The following is a 16,980-nucleotide window of genomic DNA, read 5'->3' as shown; positions in this document are numbered from 1 at the left end:
TCAGGCCTTCGTCAGTGCAGAGACCACCAGATCGCAACTGCGCTGGGCGTAGGCCGTGAGCACGATGCGGATCTGCGGCAAATCACGGGCCAGCACAGCAGCGAGCAGGCGCTGGAACAGGTCGAGGAACTCGCTCATTTCAGCCTTGCGCTGGTCCAGGGCCAGGAAATAGGCACGGCTCATGGCCGGTTGCAGGTTCTCGACGGTTTCCTGCAAGTACGGGTTGTTGGCAAAGGGATAGGCAGCGCGCATCACACTGAAGCTTTCATCGACGAAAGTGCGGATGTCCTGGCGCGCGTAGGCGTCGTTGAGACGCTGCTGGATCGCCACGAACGGCGCCATGTCGGCTTGCTCTTTCCAGCCATGGGCCACGGCGTTGCCCAACAGGATGTACAGCTCGCTCATCAGCGTGCAGAGGCTGCGCACCTTGTGTTCGGTGAGTTCGGTGACGTGTGCGCCACGGCGAGGCAGGATAGCAATCAAATGGCGTCGTTCCAGGATCAGCAAGGCCTCGCGGACCGAGCCGCGGCTGACGTTGAGCGCCAGCGTGACCTTCTGCTCCTGGATGCGCTCTCCCGGTTTCATTTCGCCGCGAATGATGCGTTCGGCGAGGTGATGGGCGATTTGCTCGGCGAGGCTGTCCGGGGCCTTGAACGTCATGGTTGTCCTTCAAACTCTTCGATTTGCACAAGCGGCGCAGTGTAGCGCACTCGATACGTCATGGCGCAGGGCCTGTACCGGGTTTTTGGCACGATTCAAGCAAAAAAGTCCTGTGGAGCCGAGCTTGCTCGCGATAGCGGTATATCAGCTTGCATCCATACTTAATGTACCGCCGTCATCGCGAGCAAGCTCGGCTCCCACAGGGTTCTACAGTGTCCATAGATCGTTGTTCATCGACCAAATGGCTTTTCTTGACCTTTAAGTCAGAAAATCGTTGACCGAAAAGTCAGACCTGATAAATTCAGGCCCACGTCGATACAACAATAATGAGTCTGCGAGGCCTTCCGTGATCCAGTTTTTACTCAACCAGGAACTCCGTAGCGAGCACGCCCTGGACCCGAACCTGACCGTGCTCAACTATTTGCGCGAACACGTTGGTAAACCAGGCACCAAAGAAGGCTGCGCCAGTGGCGACTGTGGCGCGTGCACTGTGGTGGTAGGCGAATTGGAAACGGACGCCGATGGCCACGAACGCATTCGCTATCGCAGCCTCAATGCGTGCCTGACCTTCGTCTCGTCCCTGCACGGCAAGCAACTGATCAGCGTCGAAGACCTCAAGCACCAGGGCCAACTGCACAGCGTCCAGCAGGCGATGGTCGATTGCCACGGCTCGCAATGCGGCTTCTGCACACCGGGCTTCGTCATGTCGCTGTTCGCCCTGCAAAAGAACAGCGAACAACCCGACGCCCATAAAACCCACGAAGCCCTGGCCGGCAACCTCTGCCGTTGCACCGGCTACCGGCCGATCCTGGCCGCCGCCGAGCAGGCCTGCTGTGGCAAGCAGCCAGACCAGTTCGATGCCCGTGAGGCCGAGACCGTCGCCCGCCTCAAAGCCATCGCCCCGACCGACACCGGTGAGCTCAACAGTGGCGACAAGCGCTGTCTGGTACCTCTGACCGTCGCCGACCTGGCTGATCTTTACGATGCTTATCCCCAGGCGCGCCTGCTGGCCGGCGGCACGGACCTGGCCCTGGAAGTCACGCAATTTCACCGCACCCTGCCGGTGATGATCTACGTGGGCAACGTCGCCGAACTCAAGCGTATCGAGCGTTTCGACGATCGCCTGGAGATCGGCGCCGCCGCCGCCCTCTCCGATTGCTACGAAGCCCTGAAAGCCGAGTACCCGGACTTTGGCGAATTGCTGCAGCGCTTCGCCTCGCTGCAGATCCGCAACCAGGGCACCCTCGGCGGCAACATCGGCAACGCCTCACCGATTGGCGACTCGCCACCGCTGCTGATCGCTCTCGGCGCGCAGATCGTGCTGTGCAAGGGCCAGACCCGCCGCACCCTGGCCCTGGAAGACTATTTCATCGACTACCGGGTCACCGCCCGCCAGGAAAGCGAATTCATCGAGAAGATCATCGTGCCGCGAGCCAGCGCCGAACAGGCGTTCCGCGCCTACAAGGTGTCCAAGCGCCTGGACGATGACATTTCCGCCGTATGCGCGGCGTTCAACCTGCGCATCGACAACGGCATGGTCCGCGACGCCCGCGTCGCCTTCGGCGGCATGGCCGCGACCCCAAAACGCGCCAAACATTGTGAGGCGGTATTGATCGGTGCGCCGTGGACCGACAGCACCATTGAACGCGCCTGCGCAGCCCTGGCCGAGGATTTCACGCCGCTGTCGGACTTCCGCGCCAGCAAGGAATACCGCCTGCTCAGCGCCCGCAACTTGCTGCGCAAATACTTCATCGAACTGCAAACGCCGCACATCGAGACTCGGGTGACCGCTTATGTCTAACCATCACACCGTAGAGAAGACCCAAGCCGAACTGGCCGAGCTGTTCGCCCGCGATCTCACCACTGGCGTGGGCCGCAGCGTCAAGCATGACAGCGCCGCCAAGCACGTGTCCGGCGAGGCCCAGTACATCGATGACCGCCTGGAATTCCCGAACCAGTTGCACGTCTATGCCCGGCTGTCGGACCGCGCCCACGCCCGTATCCTGCGCATCGATACCGCGCCCTGCTACGCCTTCGAAGGCGTGCGCATCGCCATTACCCACCAAGACATCCCCGGCCTGAAGGACATTGGCCCGCTGTTGCCCGGCGATCCGTTGCTGGCTATCGATGACGTGCAGTTCGTCGGCCAACCGGTGCTGGCTGTCGCCGCCAAAGACCTGGACACCGCGCGCAAGGCGGCGATGGCGGCCATCGTCGAATACGAAGACCTGGAACCGGTGCTGGACGTGGTCGAGGCCCTGTGCAAGCGGCACTTCGTGCTCGACAGCCACACCCACCAGCGCGGCGATTCGGCCACGGCACTGGCGAGCGCCGAACATCGTATCCAGGGCTCGCTGCATATCGGCGGCCAGGAACATTTTTACCTGGAAACCCAGATTTCCTCGGTGATGCCCACCGAAGACGGCGGCATGCTCGTCTACTGCTCGACCCAGAACCCCACTGAAGTGCAGAAACTGGTGGCCGAAGTGCTGGGCGTGTCGATGAACAAAGTCGTGGTGGACATGCGGCGCATGGGCGGCGGCTTTGGCGGCAAGGAAACCCAGGCCGCCAGCCCGGCGTGCCTGTGCGCCGTCATCGCACACCTCACCGGCCAGCCGACCAAGATGCGCCTGCCCCGTGTCGAAGACATGTTGATGACCGGCAAGCGCCACCCCTTCTACATCGAATACGACGTCGGCTTCGACAGTCGCGGGCGCCTGCACGGCATCGCCCTGGAACTGGCCGGCAACTGCGGGTGCTCGCCGGACCTGTCGGCCTCGATCGTCGACCGGGCAATGTTCCATGCCGACAACGCCTACTACCTGGGCGATGCGACCATCAACGGCCACCGCTGCAAGACCAACACCGCGTCAAACACCGCTTACCGCGGTTTCGGCGGGCCCCAAGGCATGGTCGCCATCGAAGAGGTGATGGATGCCATCGCCCGGCACCTGGGGCTCGATCCGCTGGCGGTGCGCAAAGCCAACTATTACGGCAAGACCGAACGCAACGTCACCCATTACTACCAGACCGTCGAGCACAACATGCTCGAGGAAATGACCGCCGAACTTGAAGAAAGCAGCCAGTACGCCGAGCGCCGAGAAGCGATCCGTCGCTACAACGCCAATAGTCCGATCCTGAAAAAGGGCCTGGCGCTGACCCCGGTCAAGTTCGGCATTTCCTTTACCGCCAGTTTCCTCAACCAGGCCGGCGCCTTGATCCACGTCTACACCGACGGCAGCATCCACCTCAACCATGGCGGCACCGAAATGGGCCAGGGCCTGAACACTAAGGTCGCCCAGGTAGTGGCCGAGGTGTTCCAGGTGGAAATGGACCGCGTGCAAATCACCGCGACCAACACCGACAAGGTGCCGAACACTTCGCCCACCGCCGCCTCCAGCGGTGCCGACCTGAACGGCAAGGCGGCGCAGAACGCCGCCGAAACCATCAAGCGGCGCCTGGTGGAATTCGCCGCGCGGCAGTACAAGGTCAGCGAAGAGGACGTGGAATTCCACAACGGCCATGTGCGGGTGCGCGATCACATCCTGACCTTCGAGGCGCTGGTGCAGCAGGCATATTTCGCCCAGGTCTCGCTGTCGAGCACCGGCTTCTACAAGACCCCGAAAATCTACTACGACCGCAGCCAGGCCCGTGGCCGGCCGTTCTATTACTACGCCTATGGCGCGGCGTGTGCCGAGGTGATCGTCGACACCCTCACCGGCGAGTACAAGATGCTGCGCACCGACATCCTTCACGACGTCGGCGCCTCGCTGAACCCGGCCATCGACATCGGCCAGGTCGAGGGTGGCTTCATCCAGGGCATGGGCTGGCTGACCATGGAAGAACTGGTGTGGAACGACAAGGGCAAGCTTATGACCAATGGCCCGGCCAGCTACAAGATCCCCGCCGTGGCCGACATGCCGCTGGACCTGCGGGTCAAGCTGGTGGAAAACCGCAAGAACCCCGAAGACACGGTGTTCCACTCCAAGGCCGTGGGCGAGCCGCCGTTCATGCTCGGCATCGCCGCGTGGTGCGCCATCAAGGACGCCGTGGCGAGCCTGGGGGATTACCAGCACCAACCGAACATCGACGCCCCGGCAACGCCGGAGCGGGTGTTGTGGGGGTGTGAGCAGATGCGGCAGTTGAAGACCGTGAAGCCTGCGCAAGCCGAGGCCGAGCTGGCTTCGCTTTAGACCGCGCGCGGCTATCGCGAGCAAGCTCGCTCCCACAGGGGATTTGTGTACGCCGATCCAATGTGGGAGCGAGCTTGCTCGCGATGAGGCCGGAACAGACAAAGAGATGTCGAGGTGAATATGTACAACTGGATCAGCGCCCTCGCCGACCTGCAAACCCGCGGTGAACCGTGTGTGCTGGTGACGATCATCGAAGAACTCGGCTCCACCCCGCGCAACGCCGGTTCGAAGATGGTCATCAGCGCCAGCCAGACGTTCGACACCATCGGTGGCGGACACCTGGAATACAAGGCCATGGAAATCGCCCGGCACATGCTCGCCAGCGGCCAGCAGAACACCCATCTGGAGCGTTTCAGCCTCGGTGCGAGCCTGGGCCAGTGCTGTGGCGGCGTCACCGTGTTGCTGTTCGAACCCATGGGCCAGGTCCAGGCGCAAATCGCCGTGTTCGGCGCCGGCCACGTCGGCCGCGCCCTGGTGCCGCTGCTGGCGAGCCTGCCCTGCAAGGTGCGCTGGATCGACTCGCGGGAGGCGGAGTTCCCCGAACAGTTGCCCCATGGCGTGCGCAAGATCGTCACCGAAGAGCCACTGGATGAAGTCGACGAATTGCCCGTCGGCAGCTACTGCATCGTCATGACCCACAACCATCAGCTCGACCTGGAACTGAGCGCCGCGATCCTCAAGCGCAACGACTTTGCCTACTTCGGCCTGATCGGTTCGAAGACCAAACGGGTCAAGTTCGAGCATCGCCTGCGTGATCGTGGTTTTGACAGCAGCACCTTGCAGCGCATGCGTTGCCCGATGGGCATCGGCGAAGTCAAAGGCAAGCTGCCTGTGGAAATCGCCATCTCCATCGCCGGCGAAATCATCGCCACCTATAACGCCGATTTCGGCCAGCGCACCGCCCGCGCCGAACCGATTGCCAAGCTGCTGCCGGCCTCGCGCCGTAGCCAGGCGAACCGTTGAACACTCGTTGAGAATTCCCATGCCCCTGACACGCAAAGCCTACCGCGCCGCCCTGCTCCACAGCCTCGCCGACCCAGCTGAAGTCGGTATCGAGGCGTCCTATGAATATTTCGAAGACGGCTTGCTGGTGGTGGAAAACGGCCAGATCAGCGCCATCGGCCACGCCCATGACCTACTGCCGACCCTGGCAGCGGACATCGAAGTCACTCATTACCAGGACGCGCTGATCACCCCCGGCTTGATCGACACTCACATCCATCTGCCACAGACCGGCATGGTCGGCGCCTATGGCGAGCAATTGCTGGACTGGCTCAACACCTACACCTTCCCCTGCGAAAGCCAGTTCGCCGACAAGGCCCACGCCGATGCCGTGGCCGATATTTTCGTCAAGGAGTTGCTGCGCAACGGCACCACCACCGCACTGGTGTTCGGCAGCGTGCACCCGCAATCGGTGAATTCGTTTTTTGAAGTGGCCCAGAAGCTCGACCTGCGGATGATCGCCGGCAAAGTGATGATGGACCGCAACGCCCCGGACTACCTGGTCGACACTGCCGAATCCAGCTACACCGAGAGCAAGGCGCTGATCGAGCGCTGGCACGGCAAGGGCCGCCTGCACTACGCGGTGACCCCGCGCTTCGCCCCCACCAGCACCCCGGAACAACTGGCCCTGGCCGGTCAGTTGCTGGGGGAATACCCAGACTTGTACATGCAGACCCACATCAGCGAGAACCTGCAGGAGGTGCAGTGGGTCAAGGAGCTGTTCCCCGAGCGCAAGGGCTATCTGGACGTCTACGATCACTACCAGTTGCTCGGCGAGCGCTCAGTGTTCGCCCATGGCGTGCATTTGTGCGACGACGAATGTGCACGCCTGGCAGAGACCGGTTCGGCCATCGCCTTCTGCCCGACCTCGAACTTCTTCCTCGGCAGCGGCCTGTTCAACCTGCCGATGGCTGAGAAGCATAAAGTGAACGTGGGATTGGGTACCGACGTGGGTGGCGGCACCAGTTTTTCGCTGCTGCAAACCCTGAACGAAGCCTACAAGGTGATGCAGTTGCAGGGCGCGCGGCTGAGCCCGTTCAAGTCGCTGTACCTGGCCACCCTCGGCGGCGCCCGAGCCCTGCGCCTGGAGGACAAAATCGGCACGTTGCAGCCGGGTACCGACGCGGATTTCCTGGTGCTGGACTACAACGCCACGCCGCTGCTGGGTTATCGCCTCAAGCAGGCCAAGGACATTGCCGAGCGGTTGTTCGTGTTGATGACGCTGGGGGATGACCGGGCGGTGGCGCAGACGTATGCGGCAGGTAAGTTGGTGCATCAGCGGTAGATTTTTATTGCCTGTTGAATCGCCATCGCGAGCAAGCTCGCTCCCACAAAGGTTATGTGAACAGCACAAATCCACTGTGGGAGCGAGCTTGCTCGCGATTGGCGGTATGACTGATTCAACCCTCAGAGCTTGGCCGTCGACCGCCCAGGCTTCTTGCTCTGCAGCAGGTGCGAGAACACCGCATGCAAGTCATCCGACGCACTTTCCTCGTCGAGGTTGAGCTTGCTGTCGATGTGATCCATGTGATGCATCATCAGGTCCACTGCCAGCGTGGCATCGCGGGCCTCGATGGCGTCGATCAACTGGGTGTGTTCGTCGTAGGAGCAGTGGGAACGGTTGCCGCTTTCGTACTGGGCGATGATCAGCGACGTCTGGGACACCAGGCTGCGCTGGAAGCTGATCAGCGGGGCGTTCTTCGCCGCTTCGGCCAGCTTGAGGTGGAACTCGCCCGACAGACGGATGCCGGCGCCGCGGTCGCCACGGGAAAAACTGTCGCGCTCGTCGCTGACCATCTGCCGCAGCTCAGCCAATTGTTCGGCCGTGGCATGCTGCACCGCCAATTCGGTGATCGCCCTTTCTACCAGGCGCCGGGCCATGAATACCTGGCGAGCCTCTTCGACACTCGGGCTCGCCACCACGGCACCGCGGTTGGGCCGCAGCAGCACCACGCCTTCGTGGGCCAGGCGTGACAGCGCCCGGCGAATGATCGTGCGGCTGACCCCGAAAATCTCCCCCAGTGCCTCTTCGCTCAACTTGGTACCGGGCGCCAGGCGTTGTTCGAGGATGGCCTCGAAGATATGCGCATAGACAATATCGTCCTGGGTTCCGCTGCGGCCGGCTTTACCGGCTCGCGGTTGTTTCTTGAGGGGCTGCAACTGTTCGTTCATGGGCACTCGAGTCGGGAGAACTGCGGCGAATTGACCGTGACTGTAATACGGCACAGCGGGTCGCTGGCAAGTATCGCGTAAAAAACAGCTCGATTGTACACAACCTCTGATGGCAACACGACTGTACGGCTGTTTGCGGGCATGGCTGTATTGCAATCGGCTACTGCGTTGAGTTTAGGCTGCAAACCCAAAATCTGTGGCGCGATCAAGCCCAGCCAATCTACAACAAGGACCACCGCCCACCATGACCGAAGTCACGACCACGCCACTTCGTCCATTGGCCGATACCTCGCCTTCAGCCATCGTCGCCGGGTTCATCGCGATGATGACCGGCTACACCAGTTCCCTGGTGCTGATGTTCCAGGCCGGCCAGGCCGCCGGGCTGACCAGCGGGCAGATTTCCTCGTGGATCTGGGCGATCTCCATCGGCATGGCGGTGTGTTCCATCGGCCTGTCGCTGCGCTATCGCACGCCCATCACCATCGCCTGGTCGACACCCGGCGCAGCACTGCTGATCACCAGCCTGGGTGGCGTGAGTTATGGCGAGGCCATCGGCGCCTATATTACCTGTGCAGTATTGGTGACGATCTGCGGCCTGACCGGCAGTTTCGAGCGCCTGGTCAAACGTATTCCGGCGTCACTGGCGGCGGCGTTGCTGGCGGGGATCCTGTTCAAGATCGGCAGCGAAATCTTCGTCGCCACCCAGCATCGCACCGGCCTGGTGCTGGGGATGTTTTTCACTTACCTGATCGTCAAGCGCCTGTCGCCCCGCTACGCGGTACTGGCGGCACTGTTGATCGGCACGGCGCTGTCGGGCCTGCTGGGGCTGTTGGACTTCAGCGGCTTTGCCCTGGAAGTCGCGACGCCGGTCTGGACCACGCCGCACTTTTCCCTGGCGGCCACCATCAGCATCGGCATTCCGTTGTTCGTGGTGGCGATGACCTCGCAGAACATGCCCGGCATCGCCGTGCTGCGGGCCGACGGCTACAACGTGCCGGCATCGCCGCTGATCACCAGCACCGGCATCGCCTCGCTGCTGCTGGCACCGTTCGGTTCCCATGGCATCAACCTGGCGGCCATCAGCGCGGCCATCTGCACCGGCCCCCATGCCCACGAAGATCGCAACAAGCGCTACACGGCGGCGCTCTGGTGCGGGATTTTCTACGGGATTGCCGGGGTGTTCGGCGCGACGCTGGCGGCGTTGTTCGCGGCGCTGCCCAAGGAGCTGGTGCTGTCCATCGCGGCCTTGGCGCTGTTCGGGTCGATCATCAACGGTTTGAGCATCGCCATGAGCGAAGTGAAGGAGCGGGAAGCGGCACTGATCACCTTCATGGTCACGGCGTCGGGGCTGACGCTGTTCTCCATCGGTTCGGCGTTCTGGGGGATTGTGGCGGGGGTACTGACGCTGCTGATCCTGAACTGGAGCAACGATTGAAAGCATCGCGAGCAAGCTCGCTCCCACAGGGGATGTGTGTCGTTCACATCACTACTGTGGGAGCGAGCTTGCTCGCGATAACGGCCTGAAGGGCAACAGCCACCCAACAGACTGGCACAAAAAAACCGGCGCCCGAAAGGGCTGCCGGTTTCTGACCATCAAGCGACCGGATTGATCGGCTTTTCCGGGTACCAGACGTCCATCAGCGGGCTGACTTCAACGCTGGTCAGCTCAGGACGCGCCTTGAGCCAGGCTTCAACGGCAGCGCGCTGCTCTTCGGAAACCGAGCCACGCTTCTGCAGGCAAACCAGACCGTAGTCGTCGCCGCCGACGTAGCCCAGGCCGTTGGCTTCCATGGCTTCTTTCAGGAAAGCGTCGAGGAAAGCGTCAATAGCCTCATCGGCCAGATCTTCTTTGAAATCCAGGTTCAGTTCGAAACCCAGCTCTTGAAATTCATCCACGCACAGTTTTTTGCGCAGACGCTGGGAACGGTTAGTCGCCATTGGAACAATCCTCATAAGTAATAACGGCCGGCACTTTACCAGTTTGGTGCGTCGATTGCCCGACTGATCGGGCGTATCGACCTACCGTCGGTAAAAAATAGCAGCCGAAGGGCTCAGGCACGGCCCCAGCCGTTGCGGCTTGGGGCATAATGCCGACACTTTCATGACCGTTGAGGGCGTTCATTTTCATGCCCTCGTCTTTTCCCCCTCGCCCGTAGGGTTTTATTTCAAATGATCAAATCTTTGCGTCCACTGCTTCTGGCCAGCCTTCTTCTTCCCCTGGCCCTCCCTGTCACCAGCTACGCCGCCACCATCAACACCGCCCTGTCGCCCAACGTGCAAAAGGCGCTCAAGAACAGCAAGCTGCAGAACGACGCGCTGTCCCTGGTGATGGTGCCACTCAACGGCCCCGGCACTCCTACCCTGTACAACGCCGACGTCTCGGTGAACCCGGCGTCCACCATGAAGCTGGTGACCACCTACGCGGCCCTGGAAATGCTCGGCCCCAATCACCAGTGGAAAACCGAGTTCTACACCGACGGCACTCTCAACGGCGGGATCCTCAACGGCAACCTGTATCTCAAGGGCGGCGGCGATCCCAAGCTGAACATGGAAAAACTCTGGCTGCTGATGCGCGATCTGCGGGCCAACGGCGTGCAGCAGGTCACCGGCGACCTGGTGCTGGACCGTGGATTCTTCATCCAGCCGCAACTGCCCGAATTCAACGACGACGGCAACGACGAAAACAAACCGTTCCTGGTCAAGCCCGACTCGCTGCTGGTCAACCTCAAGGCCCTGCGCTTCGTTGCCCGCAATGACAGCGGCCGGGTGCTGGTGTCGGTGGAGCCGCCGATCGCCAGCATTCGCATCGAAAACCAGGTCAAGGCCGTCAATTCCAAGCAATGCGCCGGCGGCGTGCGCTACAACCCGGTACCGCAAGCAGACGGCAGCGTGACAGTGACCGTCGGCGGCCAGCTCGGGGACGGTTGCAGCTCCCAGACCTACCTGTCGTTGCTGGATCACGCCACCTACACTGCCGGTGCGGTGCGAGCGATCTGGAAAGAGCTGGGCGGCAGCATCCAGGGCAAGGACCGCCTGGCAGCGACCCCGAGCAGCGCCAAGGTCCTGGCCCGGGCGTTCTCCCCGGACTTGGCTGAAATCATCCGCGACATCAACAAATACAGTAACAACACCATGGCCCAGCAACTGTTCCTGAGCCTCGGCGCGCAGTTCCGTAACGAAGCCGACGGTGATGACGCCAAGGCGGCGCAGCGGGTGGTGCGCCAGTGGCTGGCCAAGAAAGGCATCACCGCGCCGCACCTGGTGATGGAGAATGGCTCCGGTCTGTCCCGCGCCGAACGGGTCAGCGCCCGGGAAATGGCGGCCATGCTGCAAGCCGCCTGGCGCAGCCCGTACTCGGCCGAGTTCATCAGTTCGATGCCGATTGCCGGCACCGACGGCACCATGCGCAAACGCCTGAAGACCACCGCGATGGCCGGCGAAGCCCACGTCAAGACCGGGACCCTGAACACCGTCCGCGCCATCGCCGGCTACAGCCGTGACATCAATGGCAATACCTGGGCGGTGGTAGCGATTCTCAACGATCCAAAACCATGGGGCGCCTCGTCGGTGCTGGACCAGGTGCTGCTGGACCTGTATCGCCAGCCGAAACTGCCGCAGACGGCTTCGGTGCTCTAACCCCACCAGAGATCAACTGTGGGAGCGGGCTTGCTCGCGAAGGCGGTGTAACATTCAACAACTTCGTTGACTGATACGCCGCCTTCGCGAGCAAGCCCGCTCCCACACTTTACCCATATACCCAGCCAGAGTGGCTAGCCCAACTGCACCTCAACCCGATCGCGCCCGGCCTGCTTGGCCGCATACACGCCCGAGTCAGCCCTTAGCAGCAACGCATCGGCGCCCTCCCCGGCGCGCCAGGTGGCGATACCGAAGCTGGCGGTGACAAACCCCACACCCTCGATGGGCGCCGCCCGCAAGCCTTCCCACAACTCCAATGCCAAGGTGTAGGCGCTTTCGCTGTCGGTGTCCGGGCACAGCACGACGAACTCTTCCCCACCCAGCCGGCAGAACACATCGGTACGACGCAACCGTTGGGCGACGCGCTGGCAGACCGCCTGCAACACCCGGTCGCCCACTGCGTGACCATGCTGGTCGTTGATGCGCTTGAAGTGGTCAATGTCGAGCATGATGACCGCCAGCCCCCCGGAACCGCGCTCGACCCGAGCCATCTCCGAAGTCAGGCGATCCTGGAAATAGCGGCGGTTGCGAATGCCGGTCAGGGCATCGGTGACGGACAAGGCCCGCAGCTCTTCTTCCACCCGTTTGAGGTCGGAAATATCCGAGACATAGCCATGCCACAACACTCCGCCGCCGGGCAGCTCCTCGGGCGTGGCCTCGCCACGTACCCAGCGCAGCCCGCGCAGGGGCAATTGCACCCGATACTCTTCCCGCCACGGGCTCAAGGTATGGGCCGAAGCACGAATCGAAGCGCGGACGCGCGTACTGTCCAACGGGTGGATCCGCGAGAAAATCGCCTCGGCGTTCTGCACCAGCACATCGGGTTCCATTTCATAGATGTCGCGAATGCCGTCGCTGGCATAGATCACGCTGAAGCGACCATTGAAATCCATTTTGAACTGGTAGATGCCACCGGGCACGTGGGCACTGAGCTTTTTCAGCAACAAGTCACGGGCAGCCAATGCTTCGTGGACACGCTTGCGTTCGGTGATATCGATGCAGATCGCCAGGTGCCCGACCCACAGCCCCTGATCATCGAGCATCGGTGTGGCAAGCATGTTCACGGTCAAGTGGCTGCCATCGCGGCGCACCAGGGTCCACTCCCGCGCCTGTTGCCCGCCCTGCTCGCCGCCCTCGAGCAGCATCGCGTGACACGTCGGAATCGGCTTGCCAAAGCGCGCGCCGAGTTGGGCGGCGCGGGCCTGGAGTTCGCGCGGTACATGCAGGCTTTCCAGGGTCATGCTCTGCAGGACCTCGCAGCTCTGGTAACCGAGCATCTGTTCGGCACCGGCGTTGAAGGTGGTGATGACGCCACGCAGGTCAGTGGCGATGATCGCGACCTGGGTCGCGGCGTCCAGCACACCGCGCAACTGGCCATGGGTACCGCGCAGCTCCTGCTCCCGGGCGCGCAGTTCACGGGTACGCTGCTCCACCAGTTTCAAGGCCCGCTGCCGCTGGCTGACCAGCACATAGAGCAAGGCGCTGAGTAGCAGGCTGAGCAAACCGCCGAATATCACCATGCTGGTGACCGAAGAATGATTGGTAGACAGGAACACCCGGCTGGGTCGCAGCTCCACCCGGTAGTCGCGATCGGCCAGGCGTAGCAAGCGGCTCGCCGCCAAATCGCTCTGGCCCGGCGGGTTGCGGGACTCGAACAGCGCCTCCTCGCCGCTTTGGGGAGACGGATCCATGATACGCATCGACAGATTGTCGTGGCCGGACGCCGGCAGTCCATCGCCCGCCAGTTGCCGCATGCTGATGGCCGCCACCACGTAGCCGAACGGTTCGCTGGCCGATTCCCGGATGACCGGCGCAACCAGCAGGACACCACGGGTAAATACCGGGTCGGCGCCCATCAGGTCCAATGGCTGCGAGACCACCGGTCCGCCTCGCTGGCGGGCCCGCTCAACGGCGGCACGGCGCAAGGGTTCGGAAAGCAGGTCCAGGCCCAGCGGTGTCCCGTAGGAGGCCTGGCTCTGGATGTAGAGCAGCGGTGCGTATTCGTCCCGTTCGGCGGCCCGTCGCAGGCCACCGCTACCGTCCACCTCGCGGATCGTGAATTGAGTGGCCCCTTCAGCCTGCGCCTGCTGTTCGAATGCGTACCGTTCGTCCGGCAGCACCCTCGGCGCCCAGGCGAAGGCCCGGGTGCGGCGCAACAGTGCGTCGGCGTAACCACGGAATTCGTTGTTGGAGACCCCTTCGGAGTTGGCAAAGAAACGTCTGAGGCTGTCGAGGCGTTGCTCCTGATCCTGGAATCGTTCTTCGATGCGGCTGAAGCGCTCCTCGGCTTGCAGCTCGAAGCGCTGGCGCAATTGCTGATTGAACAGGTTCATCATCGCCCAGGTCAGCAACCCGGTCAGGAACATACCGGCCAGCAGGACCAGCGAAGCGACCAGCCAGGCCGACACGTCTTCGCTGATAAAGCCCAGGATCCTGGGACGTACCTGATGCAATGCCATAAATACAACTCAGAAAGGAACCAGGCATAGGCACAGCCCTGGACACAGCCTAAGTTATAGCTATTCGCCATCACTTTGACCAGTCCCCAAACGAGGCTAGAAGCCTTGAACTACAAGGCTTCGTGGATCCAATCAGCCCCGACTCAACGCGCCATGATCTTCCAGGCGCGGTGGATCTTGCCGTTGCGGGCGAAATCCGGATCGATCGTCTTGGCGGTGATTTCTTCCACCGCATAACGCTCGCCGAGGTTGTCCTCGAGCTGGAACTTGCGGAAGTTGTTGGAGAAATACAGCACACCGCCCGGCGCCAGGCGCGCCATGGCCAGGTCCAGCAACTGGACGTGGTCACGCTGCACATCGAACACGCCTTCCATGCGCTTGGAGTTGGAGAAGGTCGGCGGGTCGATGAAGATCAGGTCGTACTCGTCACGGCTGGCTTCCAGCCAGGCCATCACGTCGCCCTGCTCCAGGCGGTTCTTGTCGGAAAAACCATTGAGCGACAGGTTACGCCGTGCCCAATCCAGATAGGTTTTCGACAGGTCGACGCTGGTGGTGCTCCGAGCACCACCCTTGGCAGCGTGGACGCTGGCGGTCGCGGTGTAGCAGAACAGGTTGAGGAAACGCTTGCCGGCCGCCTCTTTCTGGATCCGCAGGCGCATCGGCCGATGGTCGAGAAACAGCCCGGTGTCCAGGTAGTCGGTGAGGTTGACCAGCAGCTTCACGCCACCTTCGTTGACCTCGGTGAACTTGCCCTGGGCGCTCTGGCGCTCGTACTGCTTGGTGCCGCTCTGGCGCTCGCGACGCTTGATCACCACGCGACTCTTGTCCACGTTCAGCGCCTGGGGAATCGCCGCCAGGGCGTCGAACAGCCGGGCCGAGGCTTTTTCCGGATCGATGGACTTCGGCGCGACGTATTCCTGGACGTGCACCCAGTCGTGGTACAGGTCGATGGCCATGGAATATTCCGGCATGTCGGCATCGTAGACCCGATAGCAGTCCACGCCTTCACGCTTGGCCCACTTACTCAGCAACTTGAGGTTTTTTTGCAGGCGATTGGCGAACATCTGCCCGCCTTCGCTCAACCGCGCCTGCTCGACCACTGGGGCCGGCGCCGCTGCTGGCTTGATCGGGTTGCCGTTCTTGTTGTACTGGCGCTCTTGCGGTACTTCGGGGGCCTGATCGTAGGCGGCCTGTTCACGCTCGGCCTGACGCTGTTCCGGGGTGCGACGTTCGCCAGTGACGAACTGGTCCGGCAACACCTTGATCAGCAGCAACTTGCACGGCAAGGCGCCGTTCCAGAACGAATACTGCTTGTGGCTACGAATACCCATGCGCTTGCCCAGGTCCGGCGCGCCGGTGAACACCGCCGCCTCCCAGTTCAAGCAGGCCTGGCGCAGGCGTTCACCGAGGTTCTGGTAGAGGTAAAGCAGGCTGGCTTCGTCGCCCAGACGCTCGCCGTACGGCGGGTTGCAGATCACCAGGCCCTTCTGGTTCTGGTCTGGACGCGGCTCGAAGGTGGCGACTTCGCCTTGATATATCTTGATCCACTCGCTCAGGCCGGCACGTTCGACGTTGTTGCGGCCCGGCTGGATCAGCCGTGGGTCGGCTTCGTAGCCGCGAATCCACAGCGGCGGCTTGGCCAGCCCGGCGGCGGCACGGTCGGTGGCCTCTTCGTGGAGTTTCTTCCACAACGCCGGCACATGGCCAAGCCAGGCGGTGAAGCCCCACTGCTGGCGGCGCAGGTTCGGCGCCATGTCGGCGGCGATCATCCCGGCTTCCACCAGGAACGTACCCACGCCGCACATCGGGTCGGCCAGCGCCCCGCCTTCAGCGGCAATGCGCGGCCAACCGGCGCGGATCAGGATCGCGGCAGCGAGGTTTTCCTTCAGCGGCGCGGCACCTTGCTGCAGGCGATAACCGCGCTGGTGCAGGCTGTGGCCGGAAAGGTCGAGGGAGAGGATCGCTTCGCCGCGGTCCAGGCGCAGGTGGATGCGCAGGTCCGGGTTGAGCTTGTCGATGGATGGTCGCTCGCCCGACGGCGTGCGCAGCTTGTCGACGATGGCGTCCTTGACCTTCAAGGCGCCGAAATGGGTGTTGTCGATGCCCGAGCCGTGGCCACTGAACTCCACCGCCAGGGTGCCATCGGCCAGCATGTGGTCTTGCCAGTCGACATCCAGCACACCGTGGTACAGGTCTTCGGCGTCCTTCATCGGGAAGCGCTTGAGCACCAGCAACACGCGGTTGGCCAGGCGCGACCACAGGCACAGGCGATATGCCGTTTCCATGTCGGCCATGCCGCGCACGGCCGAGGTGTGCTCGCGCGCCTCTTCAAGGCCAAGCCCGACGGCTTCCTCGATGAGCAGGCCTTCGAGGCCCTTGGGGCAAGTGAGGAAGAGTTCGAAACGATCGGACATGGGATTTCCAGAGCCTTTGGCTAAGTGGACCGGGCAACGCATTGCCGGGCCGGGTTCAATCAGGTGCTTTTCTCAAGAGCACCCGCGTGGCACGAAAGTGTGCCGTGCCACCCTCGCCGCTCAGGTTAAAAGAGCTTAGATGCGAAGGCAGATAAAAGATTCTGTGCAACAAATTGTGAAAACTCGACCCTTTCGTCGAATAGTACCCGAGTGCAGCGGGAGGACATTCTCATCCGAGCCAGACCTCCCCCTTTCGGCGCAGGGCCGATCATACAGGGGTCTTGCTCAAAAGCGGTCAACGAACATCAAGTTACTTATCGCCCTAACATCTTTATTGTTACGTGCTTATGACAAAACGATCATTCCATCCATGTGACGCTTTGG

At 62.3% G+C, this 16,980-nt stretch carries 11 protein-coding genes; 6 read left to right on the top strand and 5 right to left on the bottom strand.

Translation table 11 applies throughout. The annotated features are described in order from the left end of the window. On the bottom strand, nucleotides 1-660 hold the full coding sequence (locus tag HU749_RS10295; RefSeq protein ID WP_053186814.1) for a GntR family transcriptional regulator: 660 nt from the start codon (nucleotides 658-660) through the stop codon (nucleotides 1-3). A 346-nt stretch (nucleotides 661-1,006) separates the two neighbouring features. Here HU749_RS10295 and xdhA point away from each other — a divergent pair, with 346 nt between their 5' ends. From xdhA to guaD, 4 genes are all read left to right on the top strand, one after another. Further along, nucleotides 1,007-2,461: a xanthine dehydrogenase small subunit gene (gene xdhA / locus HU749_RS10290; protein ID WP_186650288.1), complete on the top strand. Its 1,455-nt coding sequence runs from the start codon at nucleotides 1,007-1,009 to the stop codon at nucleotides 2,459-2,461. Then, nucleotides 2,454-4,853: a xanthine dehydrogenase molybdopterin binding subunit gene (gene xdhB / locus HU749_RS10285; RefSeq protein WP_095974066.1), complete on the top strand. Its 2,400-nt coding sequence runs from the start codon at nucleotides 2,454-2,456 to the stop codon at nucleotides 4,851-4,853. The genes xdhA and xdhB overlap by 8 nt, the downstream gene beginning before the upstream one ends. A gap of 120 nt (nucleotides 4,854-4,973) precedes the next feature. After that, complete coding sequence (xdhC, locus tag HU749_RS10280; RefSeq protein ID WP_079302151.1) at nucleotides 4,974-5,816, top strand: xanthine dehydrogenase accessory protein XdhC; 843 nt, start codon at nucleotides 4,974-4,976, stop codon at nucleotides 5,814-5,816. Between the two features lie 19 nt (nucleotides 5,817-5,835). Continuing rightward, a complete protein-coding gene (gene guaD, locus HU749_RS10275) occupies nucleotides 5,836-7,140 on the top strand; it encodes a guanine deaminase (protein ID WP_079302152.1) in 1,305 nt (434 codons plus the stop codon). 122 nt (nucleotides 7,141-7,262) lie between these two features. Here the strand turns inward: guaD and HU749_RS10270 are convergent, their stop codons facing one another. After that, complete coding sequence (locus tag HU749_RS10270) at nucleotides 7,263-8,027, bottom strand: GntR family transcriptional regulator (protein WP_003183531.1); 765 nt, start codon at nucleotides 8,025-8,027, stop codon at nucleotides 7,263-7,265. Nucleotides 8,028-8,271: 244 nt separating this feature from the next. On the opposite strand from HU749_RS10270, the gene HU749_RS10265 reads away from it, so the two are divergent. Continuing rightward, nucleotides 8,272-9,462: a benzoate/H(+) symporter BenE family transporter gene (locus HU749_RS10265; protein WP_079302153.1), complete on the top strand. Its 1,191-nt coding sequence runs from the start codon at nucleotides 8,272-8,274 to the stop codon at nucleotides 9,460-9,462. 158 nt (nucleotides 9,463-9,620) lie between these two features. Here the strand turns inward: HU749_RS10265 and HU749_RS10260 are convergent, their stop codons facing one another. Then, nucleotides 9,621-9,965 carry a YggL family protein gene (locus tag HU749_RS10260; protein WP_003199553.1) on the bottom strand — a complete coding sequence of 115 codons (345 nt, stop codon included), beginning with the start codon at nucleotides 9,963-9,965 and terminating at the stop codon, nucleotides 9,621-9,623. A gap of 231 nt (nucleotides 9,966-10,196) precedes the next feature. Here HU749_RS10260 and dacB point away from each other — a divergent pair, with 231 nt between their 5' ends. Continuing rightward, nucleotides 10,197-11,663 carry a D-alanyl-D-alanine carboxypeptidase/D-alanyl-D-alanine endopeptidase gene (gene dacB / locus HU749_RS10255; protein ID WP_186650286.1) on the top strand — a complete coding sequence of 489 codons (1,467 nt, stop codon included), beginning with the start codon at nucleotides 10,197-10,199 and terminating at the stop codon, nucleotides 11,661-11,663. A 134-nt stretch (nucleotides 11,664-11,797) separates the two neighbouring features. On the opposite strand, the gene HU749_RS10250 is transcribed toward dacB, so the two are convergent. Both HU749_RS10250 and rlmKL read right to left on the bottom strand, forming a co-directional pair. Next, on the bottom strand, nucleotides 11,798-14,182 hold the full coding sequence (locus HU749_RS10250) for a sensor domain-containing diguanylate cyclase (protein WP_186650283.1): 2,385 nt from the start codon (nucleotides 14,180-14,182) through the stop codon (nucleotides 11,798-11,800). Between the two features lie 143 nt (nucleotides 14,183-14,325). Then, nucleotides 14,326-16,596, bottom strand: a complete 2,271-nt coding sequence (gene rlmKL, locus HU749_RS10245; protein ID WP_079302155.1) for a bifunctional 23S rRNA (guanine(2069)-N(7))-methyltransferase RlmK/23S rRNA (guanine(2445)-N(2))-methyltransferase RlmL — start codon at nucleotides 16,594-16,596, stop codon at nucleotides 14,326-14,328. Between the last annotated feature and the right edge of the window lie 384 nt (nucleotides 16,597-16,980).

The organism is Pseudomonas ogarae (assembly GCF_014268695.2).
Classification (GTDB): domain Bacteria; phylum Pseudomonadota; class Gammaproteobacteria; order Pseudomonadales; family Pseudomonadaceae; genus Aquipseudomonas; species Aquipseudomonas kilonensis.
This window is presented reverse-complemented; position numbering and strand designations above follow the sequence as displayed.

Excerpts from the sequence above, each read along its gene's own strand:
- HU749_RS10295 (WP_053186814.1), bottom strand. The coding sequence starts at position 660 with ATGACGTTCAAGGCCCCGGACAGCCTCGCCGAGCAAATCGCCCATCAC.
- xdhB (WP_095974066.1), top strand. The coding sequence starts at position 2,454 with ATGTCTAACCATCACACCGTAGAGAAGACCCAAGCCGAACTGGCCGAG.
- xdhC (WP_079302151.1), top strand. The coding sequence starts at position 4,974 with ATGTACAACTGGATCAGCGCCCTCGCCGACCTGCAAACCCGCGGTGAA.
- guaD (WP_079302152.1), top strand. The coding sequence starts at position 5,836 with ATGCCCCTGACACGCAAAGCCTACCGCGCCGCCCTGCTCCACAGCCTC.
- HU749_RS10270 (WP_003183531.1), bottom strand. The coding sequence starts at position 8,027 with ATGAACGAACAGTTGCAGCCCCTCAAGAAACAACCGCGAGCCGGTAAA.
- HU749_RS10265 (WP_079302153.1), top strand. The coding sequence starts at position 8,272 with ATGACCGAAGTCACGACCACGCCACTTCGTCCATTGGCCGATACCTCG.
- HU749_RS10260 (WP_003199553.1), bottom strand. The coding sequence starts at position 9,965 with ATGGCGACTAACCGTTCCCAGCGTCTGCGCAAAAAACTGTGCGTGGAT.
- dacB (WP_186650286.1), top strand. The coding sequence starts at position 10,197 with ATGATCAAATCTTTGCGTCCACTGCTTCTGGCCAGCCTTCTTCTTCCC.
- HU749_RS10250 (WP_186650283.1), bottom strand. The coding sequence starts at position 14,182 with ATGGCATTGCATCAGGTACGTCCCAGGATCCTGGGCTTTATCAGCGAA.
- rlmKL (WP_079302155.1), bottom strand. The coding sequence starts at position 16,596 with ATGTCCGATCGTTTCGAACTCTTCCTCACTTGCCCCAAGGGCCTCGAA.